Source organism: Nitrosospira multiformis (assembly GCF_900103165.1).
Taxonomy (GTDB): Bacteria; Pseudomonadota; Gammaproteobacteria; order Burkholderiales; family Nitrosomonadaceae; genus Nitrosospira; species Nitrosospira multiformis_D.
Genome location: NZ_FNKY01000001.1, coordinates 649,749 through 674,458 on the forward strand (window position 1 = coordinate 649,749; position 24,710 = coordinate 674,458).

The 24,710-nt window shown below is 52.4% G+C and carries 18 protein-coding genes; 16 read left to right on the top strand and 2 right to left on the bottom strand.

Annotated elements, in window-relative coordinates; genetic code table 11:
- Positions 1 to 69 precede the first annotated feature (69 nt).
- Complete coding sequence (locus tag BLR00_RS03090; RefSeq protein ID WP_074630756.1) at positions 70 to 3,198, top strand: DUF748 domain-containing protein; 3,129 nt, start codon at positions 70 to 72, stop codon at positions 3,196 to 3,198.
- Positions 3,199 to 3,292: 94 nt separating this feature from the next.
- On the opposite strand, the gene BLR00_RS03095 is transcribed toward BLR00_RS03090, so the two are convergent.
- Entirely contained in the window at positions 3,293 to 4,966 is a 1,674-nt protein-coding gene (locus BLR00_RS03095) for an OprO/OprP family phosphate-selective porin (protein ID WP_074630757.1), read from the bottom strand.
- A gap of 311 nt (positions 4,967 to 5,277) precedes the next feature.
- Here BLR00_RS03095 and BLR00_RS03100 point away from each other — a divergent pair, with 311 nt between their 5' ends.
- The 7 genes from BLR00_RS03100 (at position 5,278) to prsR (ending at position 13,528) form a co-directional block, all read left to right on the top strand.
- Positions 5,278 to 5,535 (top strand): DUF2024 family protein, encoded by a 258-nt coding sequence (locus BLR00_RS03100; protein ID WP_074630758.1) that lies wholly within the window; start codon positions 5,278 to 5,280, stop codon positions 5,533 to 5,535.
- Positions 5,536 to 5,598: 63 nt separating this feature from the next.
- Positions 5,599 to 6,390: a S1 family peptidase gene (locus BLR00_RS03105; RefSeq protein WP_074630759.1), complete on the top strand. Its 792-nt coding sequence runs from the start codon at positions 5,599 to 5,601 to the stop codon at positions 6,388 to 6,390.
- A gap of 237 nt (positions 6,391 to 6,627) precedes the next feature.
- Positions 6,628 to 7,113, top strand: a complete 486-nt coding sequence (locus BLR00_RS03110; protein WP_256324032.1) for an ANTAR domain-containing protein — start codon at positions 6,628 to 6,630, stop codon at positions 7,111 to 7,113.
- 25 nt (positions 7,114 to 7,138) lie between these two features.
- Positions 7,139 to 7,804 carry a response regulator transcription factor gene (locus BLR00_RS03115; RefSeq protein WP_074630761.1) on the top strand — a complete coding sequence of 222 codons (666 nt, stop codon included), beginning with the start codon at positions 7,139 to 7,141 and terminating at the stop codon, positions 7,802 to 7,804.
- A gap of 710 nt (positions 7,805 to 8,514) precedes the next feature.
- The gene (locus BLR00_RS03120; protein ID WP_256324033.1) at positions 8,515 to 9,870 is read left to right on the top strand and encodes a TIGR03013 family XrtA/PEP-CTERM system glycosyltransferase; all 1,356 of its coding nucleotides are present in this window, start codon (positions 8,515 to 8,517) and stop codon (positions 9,868 to 9,870) included.
- A gap of 22 nt (positions 9,871 to 9,892) precedes the next feature.
- The gene (gene prsK, locus BLR00_RS03125; protein ID WP_074630763.1) at positions 9,893 to 11,977 is read left to right on the top strand and encodes an XrtA/PEP-CTERM system histidine kinase PrsK; all 2,085 of its coding nucleotides are present in this window, start codon (positions 9,893 to 9,895) and stop codon (positions 11,975 to 11,977) included.
- 177 nt (positions 11,978 to 12,154) lie between these two features.
- The gene (gene prsR / locus BLR00_RS03130) at positions 12,155 to 13,528 is read left to right on the top strand and encodes a PEP-CTERM-box response regulator transcription factor (protein ID WP_256324034.1); all 1,374 of its coding nucleotides are present in this window, start codon (positions 12,155 to 12,157) and stop codon (positions 13,526 to 13,528) included.
- A 45-nt stretch (positions 13,529 to 13,573) separates the two neighbouring features.
- Here prsR and BLR00_RS03135 read toward each other — a convergent pair whose 3' ends face one another.
- A complete protein-coding gene (locus tag BLR00_RS03135; protein ID WP_074630764.1) occupies positions 13,574 to 13,849 on the bottom strand; it encodes a hypothetical protein in 276 nt (91 codons plus the stop codon).
- Between BLR00_RS03135 and BLR00_RS03140 the strand changes: the two genes are divergently transcribed.
- The 8 genes from BLR00_RS03140 to BLR00_RS03180 all read left to right on the top strand — a co-directional run bounded on the left by BLR00_RS03140 (position 13,849) and on the right by BLR00_RS03180 (position 24,708).
- Positions 13,849 to 15,435 carry an acyl-CoA ligase (AMP-forming), exosortase A system-associated gene (locus tag BLR00_RS03140; RefSeq protein ID WP_074630765.1) on the top strand — a complete coding sequence of 529 codons (1,587 nt, stop codon included), beginning with the start codon at positions 13,849 to 13,851 and terminating at the stop codon, positions 15,433 to 15,435. The genes BLR00_RS03135 and BLR00_RS03140 overlap by 1 nt on opposite strands.
- Positions 15,432 to 16,667 (top strand): pyridoxal-dependent decarboxylase, exosortase A system-associated, encoded by a 1,236-nt coding sequence (locus BLR00_RS03145; protein ID WP_074630766.1) that lies wholly within the window; start codon positions 15,432 to 15,434, stop codon positions 16,665 to 16,667. Before BLR00_RS03140 ends, BLR00_RS03145 begins: the two co-directional genes overlap by 4 nt.
- A 141-nt stretch (positions 16,668 to 16,808) precedes the next feature.
- Entirely contained in the window at positions 16,809 to 18,665 is a 1,857-nt protein-coding gene (locus BLR00_RS03150; RefSeq protein ID WP_074630767.1) for an asparagine synthetase B family protein, read from the top strand.
- 452 nt (positions 18,666 to 19,117) lie between these two features.
- A complete protein-coding gene (locus tag BLR00_RS03160) occupies positions 19,118 to 19,822 on the top strand; it encodes a TIGR04282 family arsenosugar biosynthesis glycosyltransferase (RefSeq protein WP_074630769.1) in 705 nt (234 codons plus the stop codon).
- The gene (locus tag BLR00_RS03165; RefSeq protein WP_074630770.1) at positions 19,809 to 20,495 is read left to right on the top strand and encodes a TIGR04283 family arsenosugar biosynthesis glycosyltransferase; all 687 of its coding nucleotides are present in this window, start codon (positions 19,809 to 19,811) and stop codon (positions 20,493 to 20,495) included. The genes BLR00_RS03160 and BLR00_RS03165 overlap by 14 nt, the downstream gene beginning before the upstream one ends.
- Positions 20,496 to 20,517: 22 nt before the next feature.
- Positions 20,518 to 21,573: a methyltransferase domain-containing protein gene (locus BLR00_RS03170; protein ID WP_074630771.1), complete on the top strand. Its 1,056-nt coding sequence runs from the start codon at positions 20,518 to 20,520 to the stop codon at positions 21,571 to 21,573.
- 9 nt (positions 21,574 to 21,582) lie between these two features.
- On the top strand, positions 21,583 to 22,530 hold the full coding sequence (locus BLR00_RS03175) for a radical SAM protein (RefSeq protein WP_074630772.1): 948 nt from the start codon (positions 21,583 to 21,585) through the stop codon (positions 22,528 to 22,530).
- A gap of 39 nt (positions 22,531 to 22,569) precedes the next feature.
- Positions 22,570 to 24,708 (top strand): FAD-dependent oxidoreductase, encoded by a 2,139-nt coding sequence (locus tag BLR00_RS03180; protein WP_074630773.1) that lies wholly within the window; start codon positions 22,570 to 22,572, stop codon positions 24,706 to 24,708.
- Positions 24,709 to 24,710: the final 2 nt, after the last annotated feature.

The following is a 24,710-nucleotide window of genomic DNA, read 5'->3' on the forward strand; positions in this document are numbered from 1 at the left end:
AGCAACGCGGGTGCGAAATAAGTGTTAACAGGCCCTAATCACTCATTCCAACAAGAAAATTGCACGACCATGACTTCATTTCTCCGTCGCTTCGCTTCCAACAAACGTTTGAGAACGGGTCTCGGTGTCCTGGCCGCGATCATCATTCTCTTCGGGCTGCTTGGTTATTTGTGGCTGCCGGGTTACGCCAAGACCAAACTTGAAACGCTGCTGTCAGAGACTGTGCAGCGGCCCGTGACGGTACAGTCAATTGATATTCAGCCCTATACACTGGAACTGACGGTACGTGGTTTCCGTGTGGGTGAAAAAGAGGCGAGTGTTGACGCCGGCAAAGCCTTGTTGTCCATCGACGAACTGTATACCAACCTTAGCATCGCCTCTATCGCCCGGCGGGCTCCGGTGATCAGTGCTTTGTCGGTGAAGGGACCCGCGGTGCGTATCGTCCGTGAAGGCGAGCAACGTTTCAATATCACAGACTTGATAGAAGATCTCAAGAAACGTCCAGACGATGGCGGTAAGTCGATGTTTTCAGTGAGTAACATCACCATTGAAGGCGGCCGTTTCGAATTCGTCGACCGGGTCAAGAACAGCCATCAGGAAATTTCCGAAATCCGTGTGGGGATACCGTTCGTTGCTAATTTTGAAAGCGATGAGAAAGCCTGGGTCGAGCCGCATTTCAGCGCCCGGATCAATGGCGCGCCGCTTGCTCTCAACGGGAAGGTGCGTCCGTTTACCAAGAATCGCGAAGCGACACTTGAACTCAAGCTCAATGATATCGATCTGACCCGGATCGACGAGTATTCGCCGATCCCGGTGGGTATCAGCCTGCTTTCGGGACGTTTTGACAGTGATCTGTTACTGACATTTTCCCAGGTGGATGGTGAACCGCCAAGTATGGTTCTGACCGGCAGTGCTGCGCTGCGCAAGTTCGAGATCGAAAATCAGACGGTAGAAGTACCCTATGCCGCAAAATTTGATCGGCTCGATGTCAAACTGACCGAGATCAATTTGAACGGCCGGAAGCCCTCGCTGGCCGGACTGGTTCTGGCGGATGCGGCATTGATCCGTAAGAGCGATTCAGAGGCGGCACTAAGCCTGCCGAAACTAAGCGTGGAAGACGCTGTGATCGATCCCGCGCAGCAAAGCGCCGTGGTCGGCACGGTAACGTTCGACCGGTTTAAAGCGTCAGTGCGCCGCGAAGCCGATGGCCGCCTTGATCTGGTTAAATTTTTTGCGCCGGCTCCTGAGAAGATCGTACCGGTATCGGCAGCGACACCTGTCGAGGCGAAGGCTGCCAGCAAGCCATGGGTAGCCCGGCTTGGAACACTGAAGCTGGTGGCCGCCGCATTGCGTTTTGAAGACAGTACGCTGACAAAAGTTGCACCAATGGTGGTCGATCCGCTGGATTTAACCGTGGACGATATTGATCTCACCGGCGCCAAGCCACTGAAGCTGGTGCTAAAAGCCTTGGTAAATCAGAAGGGCAGTCTTGAAACAAATGGCTCCCTGGCCTGGGCACCGCTGGCGATTGATCTTGCTGTAGATGCCAAGGACATAGAGCTTGTCGCGTTGCAGGGTTGGGCCGGTGACCGGTTCAATGCCCTGCTCACGCGTGGCGCCGCATCCTTCCAGGGCAAGGTCAAGATGGACGGGTCGCCCTTGAAGGTGGCGTTGAACGGCGACACCCGATTTACCAATTTTAGCGTTCTCGACAAGGTAACCGCGACGAATCTTATGCGCTGGCGAAGTCTTGACATTAGCGGTATCGAGTTTGTCAACGAACCCATGCGCGTCAACATCAATTCGGTCGCGATTGCTGATTTCTTTGCCTATGTCATACTTACCCCGGAAGGCAAACTCAATCTCCAGGATATCGTTCCGCAAGACAATGAGGGAGGACCACCCGCGAAAACCGCATCAGTCGCTCCATCCACAGTTGATCAAGAAACTGCTTCCACCGTGCAGCCTGCGCCCACCCCCACAACTTCTCGTCCGGTGCCGGCAGGCAAACCCATGCCTGCTCGTATCGGCCAAATAATGATGCAGGGTGGGAATATTATTTTCAACGATCAATTCATTAAGCCCAATTATCGAGCAAATTTGACGGGTCTTGCCGGGCGCGTGGGGCCACTGGATCCGAAAAAGCCGGGAGAAATTGATATTCGCGGGGCGGTGGACAAAACCGCTCCGCTGAAAATTGCCGGCAAGATCGATACGTTAAGCAGCGAGCTTTACCTTGACATCACCGCGAGTGCAAAGGGCATCGATATGCCGACCTTCAGTCCATATTCGGGCAAATATGTCGGTTACGCCATCGAGAAGGGCAAGTTATCGGTCGATATTCATTATCACGTTGAAAAAGGTGAGCTGAGAGCCGAGAACAATATTTTTCTTGACCAGCTGACCTTGGGCGAAAAAATTGAAAGTCCGGACGCACTGTCGATCCCGATAAACCTTGCTTTGGCATTGCTAAAGAACAGGCATGGTGAAATCGATGTCCATCTGCCGATCAGCGGTTCCATCAACGACCCGCAATTCAGTATTGGCGGACTTATTATCAAGGTGATCCTTAACCTGCTGACGAAGGCGGCTACCGCGCCTTTTGCATTACTGGGTTCCCTTCTCGGCGATGGTGAAGAGTTGTCGACGATAGACTATTTATCCGGCAGGGCACAAATTACACCCGAAGCCGAAAAACGCCTCCAGGCATTATCCAAGGCACTGACAGACCGGCCGGCGCTCAAGCTTGAGATTACGGGCAGGGCTGACCCGGAACACGATCCTGAAGGGCTGAAGCGCACGATACTTGAGCGCAAGGTAAAAGCCCAAAAGCTGTCGGAAAATGTAAAAAAAGGTGAGGCGAGCGGCTCGCTGGAAGATATCGAACTGAAACCTGAGGAATATGCAAAATATCTGACACTTGTCTACAAAGATGAAAAATTCGCTAAACCAAAAAATGTGGTGGGTCTAACGAAAAGCCTGCCGGTGCCGGAAATGGAGCAATTGATACTGACCAACATCAATGCCGGTGACAGCGAACTGCGAGATCTTGCCAGGCGTCGTGCCGTGGCCGCACAGGTTTGGCTGGTCGAGCAGGGTGGTGTGCCCGCTGAGCGCATGTTTATACTGGAGCCCAAAGTAGAGGCTGAAGCCGGCGGCAAGAAATCCGGTAGCCGCGTGGAATTTTCGCTCAGGTAGAAATTCCTTTGACTTTGAGGAGATATCCAGGCATCGGCCGGAAATCTCCTCAGGCTCAGGTTAGGCTAGTCTCGGAAGTGCCAGTCCTACTGTCTTAAAAGTCGACTTGAACCTGTGTCAGGAAGGAGCTTAAGTCAGCGTTATTAAAGCCGGCCGTACGAGGAATGGGGGATCCGCTTGTATCCACGTTCAAGACGTAGGTAATGTTGTTCTGGATTTTGACATGCGTATGGGGGTACCAGTTCAAGCCAAACCGGACCATATCCATCTTTCCTCCTCTAACCACCCCGCTATTCAGATTAATATAATCATAGCCTCCGGCGATTTCCCAAGCCCCCCAGCCCGAGCCATTCCATTGAAAATTCTGCTTGGGTTTTATTCGGTTCGCGGCGCCATTTCTAACGTGGTAGGCTTTGGATTCGCCGGTTAAAAAGTAACTGAGAAAACCATAATAGCCGGTAAAATGTTCGCCGTCATAGCCCTGCCCATTTATGTTGGTTCGCAAATATTCCGCCTGAGCCGAGAAGGGGCCGTGAACCAGCCAGCTCTCCGCACCGAAGCGGTCATAACTGTCTATCCGGCGCGAGCCCGGTGCGCCCTTATTTCCGATGCTCAGGTTGCCGGTATTCAGCACGTTGGTACGGTCTACATTCGTTCCGGGAAAGGCAAAGAATGCCATTCCACCGCCCCCACCAGTTTGATTGGGCCCTACATTGATCGTGCCATTAGCTAGGTATTGGGTATTGACGTGGGTATGTCCCGCTGAAATACCTACGTGCAAAAATTTGGTTTCATCTTCCATCCACGGTCTTCCCGTTATCCGGCCGATGCCTTCCCAACCTTGATCACCCGAGCCGTTGTTACGGCTATTATTACCGGCGGCATTGACCGTGGTGGAAGCGGCGGACCAGGCGCCAACCGGCTCGGTCTGAAAAGCGACTCCAAACTGGAAACGCGGCACCGCATAGTTGGCGCCTATGCCGGTTTTATAGGTATTGGGATTGTCAACGAACGAATTAACCGACATGTGACGTTCAATGAATGTAAGAAAGCGATTGCTGGCGGCTTCTTCCAGGCTGAACGGTTCCTTGAATGAGCCGACTTTTACCGAAAATGGCTTGGTGACATTCATCCGCAGGAAAGCATCGGTTATTCCGGACTCCACCGAACCATTACCCCGGCTGAAGTCATACTCGAATTTGTAATCCCAGATCTTGTAAAAAGTCCCTTCAACACCAAGACGGGCCCGGCGAAGTGTTACGCCGCTATTCAATTCGTTAGGCAGGTTGGCGCCAGTGGCGGGTAAAACGTCATTGATGAAATTATATTGCGAACCCACCTGCATTCGACCATTGATTGCAAACGTAAAATTGCCATCTTTACTTGCAAAATGCGGAGCCCCCTCATGGAATTCAATATGGACTTTTTCGGTTTCCTTGACTCGTTCTTCGAGTGATGCCAGATCACTGGTAAGCCGCGCGCCCATCATCTTGGCTTTCAATTCTATATCTCGGCGCACCGCGGTTAATTCTGCCGCATCGGTTTTGTCCACGGGGATAACCGCCGCTGCACTGTTCGCCGTGTTGTCTGGCACCTTCGCTTGCGCGTCCTGTCTCACAAAAGAACCCATATGGACGCGGCCAGGCCCGGGTTTTGCATAAATTTGTTCAGTTTTGGTATCAACATACAGGTCGATGGCATAGGCCCCGAATGACACACCCGCGCCTAAAATGGCTGCTATCGCTACCGCAAGCTTGGATAACTTCATCTGATTCACTCTCTTCTCGGTTGTTTATGGAACCAAACCAAGACTAATGGAACCAGATGTAACTTTTATTGCAATTTTGTAACAGTTTTATGACAGGGATGATGCGATGGAACTAGCAGACGCCCAGCCATTATCGGGATTTCGCTCGTGCAGCAAGTCGAATGGATTACCCCATGCCGCTATCCCTATTAGCAGCGTCTGCATTCCACTTTTTCCGCCGCCGTGATAGTCTATGTATGGGTTTATTTGAATTATTGAGAAGCTCCCTTAATTTCTTCCAAGACCTCTCACCGTTAAAAAAAGGAATCGTTATGGAAATTCATGTATACGACACTTACGTCAAGGCAAAAGATGGCCACACGATGCATTTTGATGTGTTTACAGCGGTAAAGGATGATAAGAAGGCGGTCGAGTATGCGAAGCAATGGCTGACTTCAATTGGTGAAGATGATGCGACCGTTACCAGTAAAGAATGTAGTTTTTGCCACAGTCAGAGTGCACCCAATAACGTTGCCGATGCAATAAACAAGGACGGTTATTTCATCTACAAGATGGAAGGCTGCAAATAATCCTGATCTCGTATCCAGGAAAAAAATTATGCCGGTGAAAGTGGAAACGGATATTAAAAGACCATGAATGCCTGGCGCACGTTCTCGCCTTTCTCCCCTGCTCGTATCAAAAGTTTTTCAATTTTGGGGTTAATGTTCGTTACTCCACTTTGGGCCAGCGACCTTGTCAAGACTATCGAATACACCAAACCATCGATTGTGGGGGTAGGAACCGTTCAAAGAACGCGTTCACCGCCGGTTAATATCCTGGGCACCGGTTTTGTGCTGGACGATGGTCTTCATGTCATCACCAGTGCTCATGTTATCCCCGAGGTGCTGGACGTCGCGAACAAGGAGTCGTATACGGTGATTACCGGCAAGGGAAAAGAGCCGGAACTCAGAAATGCGATTATTGTTGATGTCGACAAGGAGCATGATCTGGCTTTGCTGAGAATCAGTGGTCCGGCATTACCCGCCATGAAGATCGGGGACGCCAGCGCAGTCCGGGAGGGGCAGACTCTGATTTTCACGGGATTTCCGATTGGGATGATTCTGGGATTTTATCCCGTTACGCATCGCGCCATGGTTTCCTCAATTACGCCCATTGTATTGCCCGCGCACAATTCAAGGCAACTCAATGCAAAATTGATCGGACAGCTACAAAAATCCGCTTATGCGGTCTTTCAGCTCGATGGCACCGCCTATCCGGGTAGCAGCGGGAGCCCTCTCTACGACCCCGCAACCGGGCTTGTATACGGTGTTGTCAACATGGTATTTGTAAAGGGGAAGAAAGAAGCGGCGCTCAGCAATCCAAGCGGCATAACCTATGCTATTCCCGGAAACTACATTCTTGAATTGTTGCGGCGCAAACAGTAATAAATGGAAAATCCGAGCTTAATCCGCAAGGCGCTTTTATAATTAATCTGACCGGCGCAACCTCGATCCGCCGGTTATCAAAATCTCCGGCATAAGGTACGATATCATTGTGTCGAAAGCGTTAAAGACCATCTTGTCGATTGGACAAGAATAACTGGAAGCTGACTGCGAAAAAATGGAACTGGCTTAACTGCCTTTATAGCGATGATAACGATGAATGAGCGGGGAGGAGAATCCATGCAAACGGTTACTGTGGCAATCGCCGATACGGATCCGGGAAGACGCGCAAAACTGGAACATTCCCTGCAAGGCGGGCAAGGCATAAAGGTGCTTAAAAATACTATACTGGATGAAAGCGATGCATCCGCAAACCCTCAACTTGAGTCTCATGCAGGTATGACATCCGTTGAAGAAGTGGTTGCAAAAATCCGTCAGCTCAACCCCCGTATTCTTTTTATCAATTTTGACCAGTTGACCGAGGACAACTTCGCCCTGTTAGGGACCTTGCAGCGCGAATGTCCTGAAACGCTGGTAGTATTATTAACCGATAAATCGGCCCAGGACGAGCAGATTCTACAGGCGCTGGCTAATGGCGCACGCGGTTGTCTGAACCATGAAGCGGATCCGCTTTACTTCTTAAAGGCGGTGCGTGTAATTGATCAAGGCGAAATCTGGGTGACCCGCAAAATGCTTGGTAAAATCATGGATAAGGTACTGCACTAATCATGAACATTGATGGGAGACATACTTGATCTTGCTAGCGAGCCCATCTCAGGATGACCTGTTTCGCTGGGAGCAGGGCGTACGTGGTCTTGCTCCTGTTTTCTGTTCAACCAATCTGGATTCGGTCAGGAGTGAATTGGTGCGGATAAAGCCGCAAGTTCTCCTGCTTGATCATGATTTACCTAAGCTGGATGGGCCGAACGGGATTTCGGGTCTGATGAAACTGAATCCGGAAACCAAAGTGATTGTTTTAAGTCATGTCATTTCTGATGAGATCGAATGGGGGTTATTCAGGACGGGTATAAGAGGCTGTTGCAGAGGTGACATTGAGCCGGGGCAACTTAAAAGCGTGGTTGAAGCTGTCCAGCAAGGTGAATTATGGATTCGGCGTACACTCAGCTGGCATCTCCTGAACGAACTGGTGGTGATTACGCAGGAGAAGAACAAAATCAAGCAAGCTGTCAGCGATTTGCTTGCAAATCTTACGCGGCGTGAATATGAAATCGCCACGCTTGTCGGGGACGGCGAATCCAACAAACAAATTGCACGACGGCTGGATATTACCGAGCGTACGGTGAAGGCGCATTTGACCGAAGTTTTTCGTAAGCTGGACGTTGCTGATCGGCTCAAGCTCGCATTAATTGTGAAGGGCTCCATGCCACCTCGGGATTCGACAAGTATAGGACACTGATCCCGGTTTTTCATTTCCGGCCATATCCAAGTATTCAGCTGTTCAAATGTCCGAAACTTTTTTAGTTTAAACTGCTTTTTTCCTGCCGTCCGGCGAATTGTATTGAGCGTCACCCATTCCCGATCATTGCTCGATAACACTTATCCAGTCCTTGATCGGCGTACTAAAGTCCAATTGTTCTTGCCGACGAAATTGATATGATGCGGATACGGTCGGTCGCAACGAGGGCTGCTCCTTAAAGGATCATTCAGTATGGAGTATCTAATATGGATGACTTATCCCGAAATCGAAGTGTGCTTATTTGTAGCTGACGTAATTCTTGAAAATGCGCAATAGGGGAAGCAGATGATCATTGCAGCAGCTTATCCGCCCGATTGCATAAATGATGTGTTGGGGTGCGTTAAACAATTTTTTCCGAGGAAAAAATCCGCATGGGTTTACATGAGCAGGGTATGCATTAATCACTCTTTGCGTGATTGGCGGGCGCACGTCAGCAACAAATGCAAGAATTTTAGGATCGACTATTCCACAGATTGAAGAGTTGAATCTCACGCATTGCCTGCTAGCGGGCCATGTGTCGAGTACTTCATTTTGCGGCTCGCCGATAAGAATACCAGAATGTGGCAGTGGTGCCTTATTGTCTGCAAGGTACCAGGAGGGGCCCAAAATTGTTTCGTATTTATAATCATTACGTTTCCAGAACCACAGTCTTGCTTATCAGTACAGAAGTTTTTGTGCTGATGGTGGTGTTTTACCTGGGTACTGGCCTTCGGTTCTTTAGTCAAATCGACTTGCTGCCTTTTTCCCTCTCCTCCTTGTTTCCAGTGGCCGGTACTTTCACTTCCGTCATGATTCTGAGCATGGCGGCAATGGGAATGTATCAACTGGATTCCCGGCCGGATATCAAAGACACTTTATTCCGTCTCATGCCGTCGATGCTGCTGGGATTTGGAATCATGACCTTGATTTTTTATCTGCTGCCCGATCTTTATTCCGGTCGCGGCATACTCGGGCTGGTGATGCTACTTGCTTTGTCCGGGATTCTTCTGACACGAGCAGCATTTCTTAAATGGTCCAGTCTGGGAATTCTGGAGTCGCGGGCCATCGTGCTCGGTATCGGTAATAAGGCAAAGGAGTTCATCAGTCAGATCAAAAAAGATCCTCACCGCGGGGGATTCAAAATCATTGGTTTTGTTCCGCTGCCGGATGAAGATCTCCAAGTGCCATCCTCCGCAGTCTTGCCGAAGGTGGAGCCTTTGATATCCTTGGCTAACCGATACGGCGCGAGTGAAATCATCATTGCGATTCAGGAGCGGCGTGGCGGCTGCTTTCCTATCCAGGATTTGCTGGAATGCAAGTTGAACGGGATCAAAGTGACAGATTCAGCGGCTTTTTTTGAGCGGGAACATGGCCAGATTCGAGTAAATTCCCTTTACCCAAGCTGGCTGGTTTTTGGCGGAGGGTTCGATCAGAGCCCTCTTAGATCGGGCATCAAGCGAGCTTTCGATTTGATCGCAAGCGGGATCCTTCTGGTCATTACGTTACCTGTCATGCTGGTTACCGCCCTATGCATTCTTATTGAGGATGGTGCTCCTATTTTTTACCGGCAGGAGAGGGTCGGCAAAGGAGGGAGAACATTCATGGTTCTAAAGTTTCGCAGTATGAGAAATGACGCGGAGAAGAGTGGAAAACCCCAATGGGCGGCCGCAGACGATCCTCGAACAACCCGGGTGGGCAGGATTATCCGGAAGCTGAGAATTGATGAGCTTCCCCAGATATTCAACGTTTTGAATGGCGAAATGAGTTTTGTCGGTCCGCGTCCGGAAAGACCCTATTTTGTGAATCAGCTCTGCACGGAAGTTCCTTATTACAATGTAAGGCACAGCATTAAGCCGGGGATAACCGGATGGGCTCAAGTTCGCTATGGGTATGGCGCCTCGCTGGAAGATGCCCTAGAAAAGCTTCAGTATGATCTGTACTATGTAAAGAACCACAGTTTGTTCCTTGATATCATTATCTTGATAGATACCATTGAAGTTGTGGTTCTCGGCAAGGGCGGGAGATGATTCCTGGAAGCGGCAACAAGCCATGCTGACCACTATCGCGACAGCCAGTTACACAATGTCCGCTGCGGCATATTTTTTTCTGGCCGTGCTTTTGTTAACTCGCTGGCGGGGCCGGTTACACGGAATCATACTACCCGTCGCGTGCCTCTTTTCCGCTCTTTGGGCGGCAACGCTTGCTTATCAGGCCAATCAGCCGCCTTCCCTTTCACTTCTGACAGATATTGTGGAGATCCTCAGAAACGCGGGCTGGACTGCTTTTCTGATAGTACTGCTGGGACCTTATCGGCAGGTAGAATCCTCCTCCATTATTTCAAGGATCAGGCCGGCCATAGCGGTTATCGTAGTGCTTTACCTGGCGTGCCTCGCCGTGGCTCTCTACGCTCACGGAGACTTCAATCTTTCGTCGCATCAAACCATCGATTTTAATAATAGCATTGCTGGAAGCGTGGCAATGGCAATTGTTGGCATGATCCTGGTGGAACAGCTTTATAGAAATACCCCGATAAAACAGCGATGGGGAATAAAGTTCGCCTGCCTCGGAATCGGCGGAATTTTTGTCTATGATTTTTATCTGTACAGCGATGCATTGCTGCTCAAACATGTGAACCCCGAGATCTGGACGGCGCGTGGCATCGTCAACGCATTGGTTGTTCCGCTGATTGCCGTGTCGGCCGCGCGAAATCCACAATGGTCATTGGGTATCACGGTATCGCGCCGTATTCTGTTCTATTCAGTGGCACTGTTTGGCGCTGCGGCCTATTTACTGGCGATGGCTGCAGCCGGTTACTACCTTCGTTTTTTTGGTGGAAGCTGGGGCACGGTCATGCAGGTCACTTTCTTGTTTGGTGCTGTGGTCCTGCTGTTGCTCGTGATGTTCTCCGGTACCTTACGCTCCTGGCTCAGGGTCTTCATCAGTAAGCATTTTTTCAGCTATAACTACGACTATCGGGAGGAATGGCTACATTTTACGCGTACGCTTTCGAGGGGCGAGCATGCGCTGGGTGAGCGTGTCATCCAGGCTCTGGCCCAATTGGTGGAAAGTCCTGGCGGTGGCTTGTGGATCAGCCGGGAATCCGGCGATTGCGAACCTGTGGCTCATTGGAATATGCCCATGGCAGGAGGGCTTGAACCTATTAATAGTTCATTCTGCAAGTTTCTGGAACAGAAGGAATGGGTCATCGAATTACAGGAATATGCGACTAATCCGGAAAAATACTTGGCAATCACCTTGCCTCAATGGTTACAGGCCATTCCCAAAGCACGGCTGGTAGTACCGCTGATTCAGCACCGGAAATTACTTGGCTTTGTCGTGCTGGCTGAGCCCAGAAGTAGCGTTAAGCTGAACTGGGAAGTGAGCGATCTGCTTAAGGTTGCCGGTAATCAGGCGGCAAGTTATCTTGCACAACACGAGGCGGCCAACGCGTTGCTGGTGGCGCGTCAATTTGAATCCTTTAATCGCATGTCAACCTTTGTGGTGCATGACTTGAAGAATCTGGTTTCCCAGTTATCGCTCTTGCTTTCCAATGCTGAAAAACATAAAAAAAATCCGGAATTTCAAAAGGATATGCTCGAAACGGTATATTTATCCGTGCAGAAAATGAAGCGCCTTCTAGAAAAATTAAGTAGTGGTGATTCCTCGGAAAAAGCCGCCCCGCTGTTTATTGCCGGTTTACTGCAAGAGGCGGCAAAGAGTAAATCCACTACCGAACCCAAGCCAATTCTTGAAATATTGGATTCCAGCGTGGCGGTATATGCCAACTCGTCGCGTCTTGAGCGAGTCATCGGCCATCTCATACAGAACGCAATTGAGGCTACCCCGCGAGACGGCGAGGTTCGGGTTCGGCTCAGAAGAGAAAAAGGTTTTGCGATAGTTGAAATAAAGGACACAGGGCACGGCATGAGCGAAGAGTTCATTCGCGAGAAGCTTTTCAAGCCTTTTGAGACAACCAAGTCAGCAGGCATGGGGATAGGAGTGTTTGAAAGTAAGGAGTATGTGTCTGAACTGGGAGGAGAACTTGAGGTTGTCAGTAGTGAATCAGGGGGCACTATTTTCCGTGTAATCCTGCCTCTTCATCAAAACGACCGTGCGGCTGAAGTCATTACGTAAGATCAACTTTTATTCAATTTCCAGTGTTTAAGTTGAAACTGGATAACTTCCGGTGGCAGCAAAGGTGAGTTTTCCCATGACTGTCAATTCTGGAAAAGCGATGGTATTGCGTGGCTTCTCTGCGGATAGGCGCTCCGAAATTATGGCAAGATTGAATTCATGCAATGAAGTCCGAAAATGAACGAACGAGAGGCGCAAGTGAATCAGGATAAGAGAAGTTTGCTGGTGATCGAGGATGATCCCGGTTTGCAGAAACAGCTCCGCTGGAGCTTTGATGGCTATGAAGTATTGGTGGCGGGAGATCGTGAAAGTGCGCTTGCGCTGGTTCGACGGCATGAGCCAGCGGTTGTCACCATGGATTTGGGACTTCCCCCCGACCCGGATGGGGCCTCCGAAGGATTGGCTACGCTAAAACAGATACTTGAGCTTGCGCCGGATACCAAGTTGATTGTTCTTACGGGTAATCAGGATCATGGGAATGCGTTAAAAGCGATTGGTCTGGGCGCTTACGATTTTCATCAAAAACCTTTCGACCCCGAGATGCTGGGCCTGGTAGTCGAAAGAGCTTTCTATCTGTATGCATTGCAGCAGGAGAATCGAAGGTTATTGCAGATTCAGACAAATTTACCCATAAATGGCATTATCACCCGTGATCCGGGAATGATTAAAGTATGCCGCAATGTGGAGAAAGTGGCTTCATCGGACGCTACGGCAATCCTGCTGGGCGAGAGCGGAACGGGAAAGGAAATTCTGGCAAGAGCTCTTCACCATTCGAGTGCCAGGCAGGGGAAACGTTTCATGGCCATCAATTGCGCGGCGATCCCCGAAGCACTTTTAGAAAGTGAATTATTCGGCTATGAAAAAGGCGCTTATACGGGCGCAGCCAAGCTGACGCTGGGTAAGATCGAGCTTGCCAACGAGGGCACTTTCTTTCTTGATGAGGTGGGTGATCTGCCCATGTCGCTTCAGGCAAAACTTCTCCGTTTCTTGCAGGAGAGAGTGATTGAAAGAGTTGGCGGACGAAAAGAGATCCCGGTGGACGTACGTATCGTATGTGCAACGCACCAGAACCTGAAGAAATTGATAGAGGAAGGGCGCTTTCGTGAAGATCTTTATTATCGCCTGAGTGAAATCGTCATTACCATTCCTCCTCTGCGGGAGCGAGTGGGTGACGCCGCGTTGCTGGCGCATCACTTCAAGAATAAATTCTCTGTTCAGGAAAAACGCCCCTCATTGAATTTCAGTCAGGAGGCGCTCGCCGCGATTGAAGGCCATCCGTGGCCAGGCAATGTCCGAGAAATGGAGAACTGCATCAAGCGTGCCGTTATCATGGCCGATGGTCCCGTGATCAACGCGGAAGATCTCGGGTTGCAGGCTTCAATTACTCCGATGGAACCCATTAACCTTCGCCAGATCCGTGAAAAGGCGGAATGTGATGCCTTGATGAAAGCGCTGGCAAGAGTGGATGGCAACGTTGTCAAGGCGGCGGAATTATTAGGTGTCAGCCGTCCCACCATTTATGATCTAATGAACCGTTACGGGTTAAAGTAAGCAAGCTTCCCCTGATCAGTAATCCTGGATTCGGCAGTTGGTCGCTTAATTTTCACTCATTTTGTCAAGCTCGGCGCTATGATACACAAATACTATTTGCATCACGTGCCCTTCACCTTTATGGCGGGTTCGCTCCAGGCCGGGTTTCAAGATTTTTTCGGCATATGGCGCATTGTTCGCAATGCCCTGGAATGGAATAACCCTATTCCACGTCGTTGCGCCTTGCCCGGCAACCTCAAAAATCGTACCCTCCACCTGCCCGGCTACCGGATTTAATATAATTTGTTCCCCATCACTATTTGATAGACAGGCTTTTTTCAATGGCAGATCTTGTTCATAAGCTCATTTTTAAGTCCGCAGATCACTTCTCTGACAGCGAAGCGCTGGTTTATCACGGTACGCGGATAGACTATGCGGCTCTGGCCAGGACGATCGACTCGGCTGGTAAGGCTATGCTTGCTTTGGGACTTGATCGAGGGGAACGCGTCGCGGTTTATCTTGAGAAACGTCCGGAAACAGTTGCCGCACTGTTCGGTGCCGCGGCCGCTGGAGGTGTTTTCGTACCCGTCAACCCTCTTCTTAAGCCGGAACAGGTGGCCTATATCCTGCGCGATTGCAATGTAAGAATCCTGATCACGTCGGCTGACCGGCTGAGATTGCTTGCCGCGGCTCTATCGCAGTGCCATGATCTGCATACCGTGATGGTGGTCAACGCAGGGGCGATTGCGCCGGCTATCGCCGGCTTGAATGTCATATCCTGGGATGATGCCCTCACTGCCGGCGGGCATGGCAAGGCGCATCACAGTATTGATAGCGATATGGCTGCGATTCTTTATACTTCCGGCAGTACCGGTAAGCCGAAGGGTGTGGTCCTCTCCCATCGCAACCTGGTAGCCGGGGCGGCGAGTGTGGCTCAGTACCTGAGAAATGATCCCGATGACCGGATTCTATCAGTACTGCCGCTGAGTTTTGACTACGGGCTGAGTCAGCTTACCACCGCTTTTCATGTAGGCGCGACGAGCGTTCTGATGAATTATCTGTTGCCGCGGGATATCATCGAGATTGTCGAGAGGGAGCGTATCACGGGCCTCGCCGCGGTGCCCCCCTTGTGGATTCAACTGGCCCAGTTGAATTGGCCAGCGAACATTTTGTTACGCTATATTACGAATTCGGGCGGAGCAATGCCGCGAGCGACTCTTGATTTGCTGCGCAGCAAAGTTTCCAATACCCAAGTATTTCTGATGTATGGCCTCACCGAGGCGTTCCGTTCAACCTTTCTACCTCCGGAGGAAGTGGATAAGCGCCCCGATTCCATCGGTAAGGCCATACCCAATGCCGAAGTGCTGGTACTACGCGAGGATGGCTCGCTGTGCGCGGCTGGAGAGCCAGGGGAGTTGGTGCATCGTGGAGCCCTGGTTTCCATGGGATACTGGAATGACCGGGAAAAGACCGCCGAGCGTTTTAAACCCGTCCCTTCCCGTCAGTCGGGGCTACCCATTCCGGAATTGGCGGTATGGTCGGGAGATACGGTGCGCATGGATGAAGAAGGCTTTCTTTATTTCATTGGCCGCCGTGATGAAATGATCAAGACATCGGGTTATCGTGTCAGTCCCACCGAAGTGGAAGAGGTGATTTACGCCACGGAACTCGTAGGAGAAGCTGCCGCCATTGGAATTCCTCATCCCGTGCTGGGTCAGGCCATCGTTCTGGTCGTAACGTCGCGCAACAATGCAACGCTGGACCATGATGCATTGCTGGCTGCCTGCAAACTTCAGCTTCCTGCTTTCATGCTGCCCAGCCGGATCGAGTCCAGGGAAGGTAATTTGCCGCGCAATCCCAACGGCAAGATAGACCGTAAACTGCTTGCTCAGACGCTACAAAATGTTTTTATGGAAAATGGCACATGAGTAATACCCGTCCAAAGCATGCTCCCGTGACGCAGTTTCCGATTCATGACAACTGTCTCCAGATTGGCGGCATGTCCCTTACGCGTCTGGCGCAACGGGTTGGCAGAACACCTTTCTATGCGTATGACCGGCAGCGGATTACCGAACGGGTTGCTTTCCTGCGTCAGCATCTGCCTGCCGAGATTCACCTTCACTACGCCATGAAGGCAAATCCCATGCCTGCAATCGTACAGCACATGGCGAGCCTGGTGGATGGGATTGACGTGGCATCGGCAGGCGAAATGAGGGTTGCGCTTGATACGCCCCTGCCGCCGCATCTGATCAGTTTTGCCGGGCCGGGAAAGGGCGAAGGTGAGCTCTCTTGTGCGATTGCCGCGGGCATCGTCCTGAATATGGAGTCCGAGCAGGAAATGGAACGTATTGCGAGTCTGGGCGCTCATCTCGGCATCCGTCCGAAAGTGGCGGTTCGCGTCAACCCTGATTTCGAGCTCAAGTCCTCCAGCATGAAGATGGGTGGAGGACCTAAGCAGTTCGGTGTGGATGCGGAGCGCGTCCCCGCCATGCTCACCCGGCTCGGTAAACTCGAACTTGATTTCGAAGGATTTCATATCTTCAGCGGTTCGCAAAACCTGAAAGTGGCGGCCATCCAGGAGTCTCATGAAAAAACCTTCCAGCTGGGTATTTCTCTGGCTCGGTATGCGCCCGCCCCGGTTCGTCTGCTGAACATCGGCGGCGGCTTTGGTATTCCTTATTTTCCCGGCGACGAGGCTTTGGATGTCGCAGCGGTGGGCGAGAACTTGCGGCGTCTGCTACCCGAAGTAAAACGGCAACTTCCCGAGGCACGCATTGTAATCGAACTGGGGCGATATCTGGTTGCAGAGGCCGGTATCTATGTGTGCCGTGTGCTGGAGCGAAAAGAGTCGAGAGGACAAGTATTCCTGGTGACGGATGGAGGGTTGCATCATCACCTCGCCGCCTCGGGTAATTTTGGCCAGGTAATCCGCAAAAATTACCCGGTTGTTGTCGGCAACAAGGTGCACGGTAATGAACGTGAAATTGTCTCGGTGGTGGGCCCGCTCTGCACCCCGCTGGATCTCTTGGCGGATCAGATGGAAATGTCCAGGGCCGAGATGGGGGACCTGATGGTTGTCTTTCAATCAGGCGCCTACGGCCTGACCGCAAGCCCTACCGCATTCCTCAGCCATCCCGTACCCATTGAAGTGTTGGTCTAGGCTGCTAAGCTGTCCGTAATAAAATGTTTGCCTATCTGGAAGATAATGCATGTTGTATGCCGTGGCCGCAAAGTGTGGCATCAAATAATCATTAACCAAAAATAATGGAACGGTAATGCTGAGGAAAATGAGGGGATTATTTTGAGCGGGTTGTGTGGCTGGATAGGCTACGGCACCCACATCAATGAGAACTTGCAGCTTGTCCAGCGAATGGCTGGACCGCTGACCCGTTTTGATGGCGGCGAGGCTCGAACATTGGCCGGGGGGAATAGCGCCCTGGCGGTTGCTGCAACCGGCGATGGCGCGCAGGTTTATCAGAAGGAAGGGCTTCTCGTGGCAATATGGGGACGAGCCGGCTTTAACGACCCCCGTCTGAACCAGCTTGCGCGTACTGATGGCATGGCAAAAATCCTGGCTGACAACTGGCGGGAAAAAGGAGAGAAAGTCTTAGAGAGTCTGACAGGGGCATTTTCCCTTTGTATCCTGCATGAAAGGGAAAATGAAGCCATTGTAGCCATAGACCGCATGGGTATTCACCCGCTTTCCTTCCAGATCTCAGGTGGATGCCTGGTGTTCGGTTCATCGGCGGATACCATCATTTTGCATCCGCAAATAAAGGCCGAAATTTCCCCGCAGGGCATCTATAACTATGTTTATTTTCACATGGTGCCCGGTCCCGGGACGATTTATCAGGAACAAAAGCGTCTTTTGCCTGGTGAATACCTGGTCTACCGAAACGGGCGCATAGAGACTCATAAATACTGGGAAATGCGATTTCTTGAGGATGAGAAGCGTCCCTTTCAGGAACTTAAGCAGGATTTTCTGACTGTATTGCGCTCAAGCGTGCGGGAGGCAATTGGGGACGAGGAAGCTGGAGCTTTTCTGAGCGGTGGGACCGACAGTTCGACGATCGCCGGAATATTAGGAGAAGTCAGCGGCCAGCCAGCCCGGACTTACTCCATTGGTTTCGATGCCTCGGGTTATGACGAAATGGAGTATGCGCGTATTGCGGCGCGGCATTTCTCCACCCGGCATAAAGAATACTATGTCACTCCCGATGACATCGTGACAGCTATTCCGCAGGTTGCAGCGATTTTTGATCAGCCTTTCGGTAATTCCTCCGCCATACCCGCTTTCTATTGCGCCCGCATGGCTAAAGAAGACGGTCTGAGCCGAATACTGGGTGGCGACGGGGGAGATGAGTTATTCGGCGGCAATGTGCGCTACGCTAAACAACATCTTTTTTCCCTTTATGAACAAGTGCCTTCAGTGATGCGCAAGGGAGTGGTCGAGCCGCTGGTTTTTGGCATGCCCGGCGGAGCTGCCCTGCCTCTGGTGCGCAAGGCCCGCAGCTACATCGAGCAGGCATCAATTGCAATGCCGGCGCGCACAGAAACTTATAACCTGCTGGAGCGTTATGGTCATGGGGAAGTCTTTACCCGGGAGTTCCTGGCTACTGTCAATGCGGGCTATCCCGCTAGCCTCCTGGATGAAATCTATCATCAGAGCGATGCTAACAGCCTGATAAACCGTATGCTTGCTTTTGATCGCAAGTTCACGCTTGCCGACAATGATTTGCCTAAAGTGGCAAAAGCTTGCGAATTGGCGGGAATAGACGTGGGGTTCCCTCTTATCAGCGATGAGATTACCGCGTTCTCTGTACGACTTGAGCCCCAGCTTAAGCTTAAAGGCACGAAGTTACGTTATTTCTTCAAAGAGGCGTTGCGAGGATTTCTGCCGGAAGAAATTATCGCCAAGCAAAAACATGGTTTCGGCTTGCCCTTTGGTGTGTGGCTCCAGCATCACAAACCATTGCAGGCCCTGGCTTCCGATAGTTTGAGCGACCTCAAGTCACGAAATGTCATACGCGCCGATTTTATCGACAGGCTGCTTGGACATCATCTGGATGAGCACGCAGGTTATCACGGCACCATGGTTTGGGTCTTGATGATGCTGGAGCAGTGGTACCGGCAGCGGCAAATTCACAAACAGTCATAGCTATTGACTTTTCATCCAAATCCTTAGTTTGACACCCGTTGGTTGAGCTTCCGGCGTCCTGCCATTACGTGGACTGTAGCCTGCGCCGGCGGCATCCCATGTATTCGGGAGCCAGCACCGGTCGCCGCCATACTCCTTGGTGAACTTGGGAACTCATTCAGCGTCTCCCGAATAATTGCCAGCGTTAGCCTCAATTCAGCCGTGCGAGGGGCGCCTCTGTTTTGTGCTTACTGATATGTCTTGGGAATACCGGCATGGATCCAAGGCCAAAGGAAAAAATTCCGTGCTTCAGGGGAAAATGCTGTCTATCATGTAGGAAACCTGCGATTCACCATAAGGCATTCATATGATTCTGACGACACCCATGTAGTGGGGAAGGAGACTCATGAGAGATCCATGCTGTCGATCAACGGCTTTATTTACTACGTCAAGCTCATCAACAGGCAACTGACGTGACTGAGGTTGCTCTGATACTCGTTTGCAAGCGACCGGCATCAGGCATCGCGAAGCAACGGCTCGCCGCAAGCTTGGGGAGGGAGGCAGCGACGCGAATCGCCGAAGCACTCCTCGCCTGTGCGCTGGAGGATGCGGGCGATTGGGCCGGTCCGGTGGTTATTGCCCCGGCGCATCCTTCGGATCATGCCTGGGCGGATACGCTTTTGCCGCGGTCGCGACAGAGCGTGCGCATACAGCCGCAAGCGGCGGGTAACCTGGGACAACGGCTGAACATTCTGGATCGCGAATTGCGCGGTATGGGACTCGAACAACTGGTTTATATCGGCAGTGATGCGCCCGCGCTTATGGCGTCCGATTATGCCGCAGTCAACGAAGCCTTGCCTTTCCATGACAGCGTGCTGATACCAGCGGACGACGGTGGCGTGGTGCTGATGGCAAGCCGCCATGAGTGGCCGATGCTGGGTGGTTTGCCGTGGAGCACTGCCCGCCTGGGTACAGCACTGGCAGACTGTTGCCGTGCGGCGGGGCAGTCCGTTGCTATCCTTGGGTGTAGTTTCGATGTAGACGAACACGACGATCTTGTTCGATTGGCGGTGGCGCTGAGGACGGATCAACGTCCGGCACGGCGTATATTGCACGCGTTGGCTTGTGATTTCGTCCAACAAGGCCAACAGAGGGAAGCGGACCATGTCGAGTTTTAGTGCGATCATCCCCTGCTACCACGACGAGGCGAAACTGGGCGATCTGCTCAACCAGCTGCGGAGCCTGCCACATCGGCCGCTGGAAACCGTGGTGGTGGATGGCGCCGGCAACAAGGCATGCCGCAAAGTGTGCGATCAATATGGCGCACGCTGGCTGGCTGGCGAACCCTGCCGGGGGCGGCAACTACTGGCGGGAGCGGCGCTGGCCCAAGGTGACGCACTATGGTTTTTGCACGCTGACAACCGCTTGCCACCCGATCCGGTGATGGCAATGGACCTCGCTATCAAGCGTGGCGCAGTGGGAGGTTATTTTCGATTTCGATTCGATTCTCCTCGCGCCTGGCCAGCATTCCTGCTGGAACCGGCTATCGCATTCCGTTGCCGGTTTGGTGTTCCTTATGGGGACCAAGGGCTATTCATGACACGTCAGGCCTATGCCGATGCTGGCGGCCATTCGCCCTGGCCCTTGTTCGAAGAGGTATCCCTGGTGCGCGGGTTGCGTCGCCTGGGGGGCTTTTTACCCTTGCGTGAGCCGCTCTTTGTCGATCCGCGCCGCTGGCATCGCGATGGCTGGTGGCGTCGTACCTGGGTAAATCGCAATCTGGCGCTGGCCTTTGCGTGCGGCGCCGCACCTGATCAACTTGCAGCTCGCTACCGCTCTACAACGACCTGATTTCCATCACGAGGCGATTACCATGCATGACATTGTCCAACGATATTACGGCGAAACCCTGACCAGTTCGCATGATCTCCAGACCGGCACCTGCAAGCCCGACGCGGGCTTGCCCGATTATGTGAAGCCGATACTGGCGCAGGTGCACAATGAGGTGCTGACGCGCTACTACGGCTGCGGTTTGGTGCTCCCCGAATTGCTGGAAGGTCTGACCGTACTCGATCTGGGTTGCGGCGCGGGCCGTGATGTCTACATGATATCCAAACTGGTGGGGGAGCGTGGCAAGGTAATTGGCGTGGATATGACTGAAGAGCAGCTGACAGTCGCACGCCGGCATGAGGAATATCATCGCAAGGCGTTTGGTCATGCCGCCGGTAATGTGCTTTTTCTGCATGGCTATATCGAGCGCCTGTGCGAGCTCGAGCTGGCGGATAGCAGTGTGGACGTCATCGTGTCCAATTGCGTGATCAACCTTGCGCCCGACAAGGCGGCGGTGTTACGCGAAGCCTGGCGTGTCCTCAAGCCAGGTGGTGAACTGTATTTTTCCGATATTTATACCGACCGTCGCGTACCCGAGGGGCTTACCCGCGACCCGGTACTCTACGGCGAATGCTTGAGTGGAGCGCTCTACTGGAATGACTTTAACCAGCTTTCCCGTGAGCAGGGCTTTGCCGATCCGCGCCTGGTGGATGATCGTAAAATTACCATTGGCAAAGCGGAACTGGCGGCGCGCACCGGGAACATCCGCTTCTATTCCGCCACCTACCGGTTATTCAAGCTGGACAACCTTGAGCCGGCCTGCGAAGACTATGGCCAGTCGGTGGTTTATCGCGGCACGATACCGCATCATCCCCACTTGTTTATATTGGACAAGCACCACCGTATAGAAACCGGAAAGCATTTCCCGGTCTGTGGCAACACCTGGCACATGCTGCACGATACCCGGTTTGCTGAACATTTTGAGTTCTACGGTAACTTTGAGCGGCACTATGGCATTTTCGCCGGCTGCGGTATGGGACTGCCCTATAACGATACCGTAAACGATGCCGAAAATAATCGTACGGGCGGATGTTGCTAGCCGTAAACCATGAAAGTCATTCCCACCAGCGCCGCACAGCCCGGCCGGTCTGAATACTGGCAGCGTACACCAGGCGATGAACCGCGCGGTTTCATCCAGCCGTATGCGCTGGAGGAATTGTGGTTTCACACGGGTACCGCCTGTAACCTCGCCTGCCCTTTCTGTCTTGAAGGCTCAAGACCGGGAGATGATCGCTTGCAGCTGTTGCGGCTTGACGACGCCATCCCGTTTGTGGACGAGGCGTTCGATCTTGGTGTCAAGCAATTTTCCTTCACCGGGGGCGAACCTTTCATCAATAAGGACATAATAGGTATTCTCGATTACGCATTGATGCATCGGCCTTGCCTGGTGCTGACCAACGCAACCGAACCGTTACTCAAGCGTCTGCAACAATTGGAATCATTACGTGAGCGGCCGCATGCGCTGAGCTTCCGCATTAGCCTGGATTATCCTGACGCCGCAAGGCATGACGCGGGGCGCGGCAAGGGAATGTTTGCAAGCGCGCTGGAGGGCTTACGAAAACTTCATGACATGGGGTTCCGGGTATCGGTGGCGAACCAGCTCTTGTCTGGCATTACGCCAGATGTGGCTACGGCGCGTTTTGCCGGCATTTTTCGCGCTGCCGGTTTACCCGAGGATCTGCCGCGTATCGAATTCCCCGAATTTCACCCGCCTGGCGCGCGCGTGACCCCTCCAGAAATTACTGAACACTGTATGACGGCCTTCCAGACCGAGGAGACACGGCGCTCATTCATGTGTGCATTCAGCAAGATGGTGGCAAAGAGTGGCGGCCGGATGCGGGTTTATGCATGCACCCTGGTTGATGACGATCCGGATTACATCCTCGGTGAAACGTTGACGGAAGCTCTGCAAATACCTGTGAGCATGAAGCACCATCGCTGCCATAGCTGTTTCAAATATGGCGCCACCTGTAGCGAAATGAAAACGGGAAAATGAATTGCTGTCCGCGAATTTTGATTTTTAGAGACGCCCAAGATGAAACATTGGTGGCTACTCATCGTGCTGGTGCTATTGGCTGGATTGTTCTTTGCCTTTGATCTCCAACGGTTTCTCAGTCTCGAAATGCTCAAGAGCAGCCGGGACGAACTGCAACAAGCCTTTCAGGTGCGGCCATTTCAGGTTATTGGCCTCTATGCCGCAGTTTATATTGTCATAACCTCGCTTTCCCTGCCCGGTGCAACGTTGATGACGTTGGCCGGCGGTGCTGTCTTCGGGCCGTGGGTGGGGATTCCAGCGGCAGTCATCTCCGCCAGTATCGGTGCAACCGTGGCTTTCTGGACGGCGCGTTATCTTTTTCGCGACGCTGTACATCAGCGCTTCGGCGGCCATATGGCTGCAATCAATGCCGGCATTGAGCGTGACGGCGCATTTTATCTTTTCACCTTGCGTCTGGTACCGGTATTTCCTTTTTTCGTGATCAATCTCCTGATGGGGCTGACCGTCATCCGGAGCGGTACGTTCTTCTGGGTCAGCCTATTAGGGATGCTTGCCGGCACCGCGGTTTATGCTAACGCCGGGACCCAGTTGGGCACACTCACAAGTTTGTCCGGCATTTTGTCGCCATCGCTAATCGGATCGTTTATTCTGCTGGCTGCCTTCCCGTGGCTGGCACGGCTGGGGCTGGAGCGTGTCAAGGAGAGCAGAGTGCGCGGACATTGGTCCAGGTCGTCCAGGCCAAGCCGATTCGACCGCAATCTGGTGGTTATCGGGGCCGGTGCGGCGGGCTTGGTAACCTCATACATAGCAGCCAGCACGCGCGCCAAGGTGACATTGATCGAAGGCTACAAGATGGGGGGCGACTGTCTCAATTTCGGGTGTGTACCTTCCAAGTCACTGATTCGTTCGGCCAGCTTTCTGCGACAGGCTCGGCACGCCAAAGACCTTGGCATCGCCAGTGTAACCGTCGACTACAATTTCGGCGACGTGATGGCGCGCGTGCATCGAATCATCAGCACGGTTGAGCCGCATGATTCAGTGGAGCGCTATACGGAACTGGGAGTGGAAGTCATTCATGGCAATGCGCGCATTACTTCGCCCTGGACGGTGGAGGTCAATGGACAGACCATAACCACTTGCGCTATCGTTATCGCCACCGGCGCCTCTCCCGCTATCCCTTCGATTCCGGGGTTGGAGCAGGTGCGCTATTATACGTCCGACACCATCTGGTCACTTACTGAACGCCCGGAGCGGCTCGTCGTGCTAGGAGGAGGACCGGTTGGCTGCGAGTTGGCGCAGGCGTTTGCACGCCTTGACTGTCAGGTCACGCAAGTGGTGAGAACGGGTTTGATGGAGCGTGAAGATGCGGATGCCGTTGCGCTGATTGAAGCGGCGTTGTGCGCCGATGGCGTGCGTGTACTGACTCAAACCGAGGCTATTCGTTGTGAACGCGACTCCGGTCAGCAATGCTTGATGGTGCGTTACCAGGATGGAACCGAAGAAATGCTTCCGTTTGATGCCATGCTGTGCGCAGTGGGAAGAACTGCCCGGACCGAGGGTTTTGGACTGGAGGAATTGGGAATTCCAATTTCACCCAAGCGTACCATTGAAACGGATGCGTGGCTGCAGACGCTTTATCCCAACATCTACGCTTGCGGCGATGTGGTGGGGCCATACCAGTTCACCCATGTTGCGGCGCACCAGGGCTGGCATGCATCGGTGAATGCGCTGTTTGGCGCCGTGAAACGCTTTAAGGTGGATTACTCAGTGATTCCCCGGACCACATTTACCAGCCCGGAAGTTGCCCGGGTCGGGTTATCGGAGGATGAAGCGAAGAAGCAGGGTATTTCCTATGAGGTGACACGCTATGGGCTGGAGGACCTCGACCGCGCTATTGCCGATGAAGCGGCACATGGCTTTGTCAAGGTGCTCAGCGTGCCGGGTAAAGATCACATTTTAGGTGTGACCATTGTTGGCGAGCACGCCAGTGACCTGCTGGTGGAATTCGTGCTGGCGATGAAACATGGTCTCGGCCTCAACAAAATACTCGGCACGATCCATACTTATCCAACTTGGTCGGAGGCCAACAAATACGCCGCAGGCGAATGGAGGCGTGCACATATGCCACATCGCCTGCTTGATTGGGCGGAAAAATATCACACTTGGCGGCGAGGTTAGCA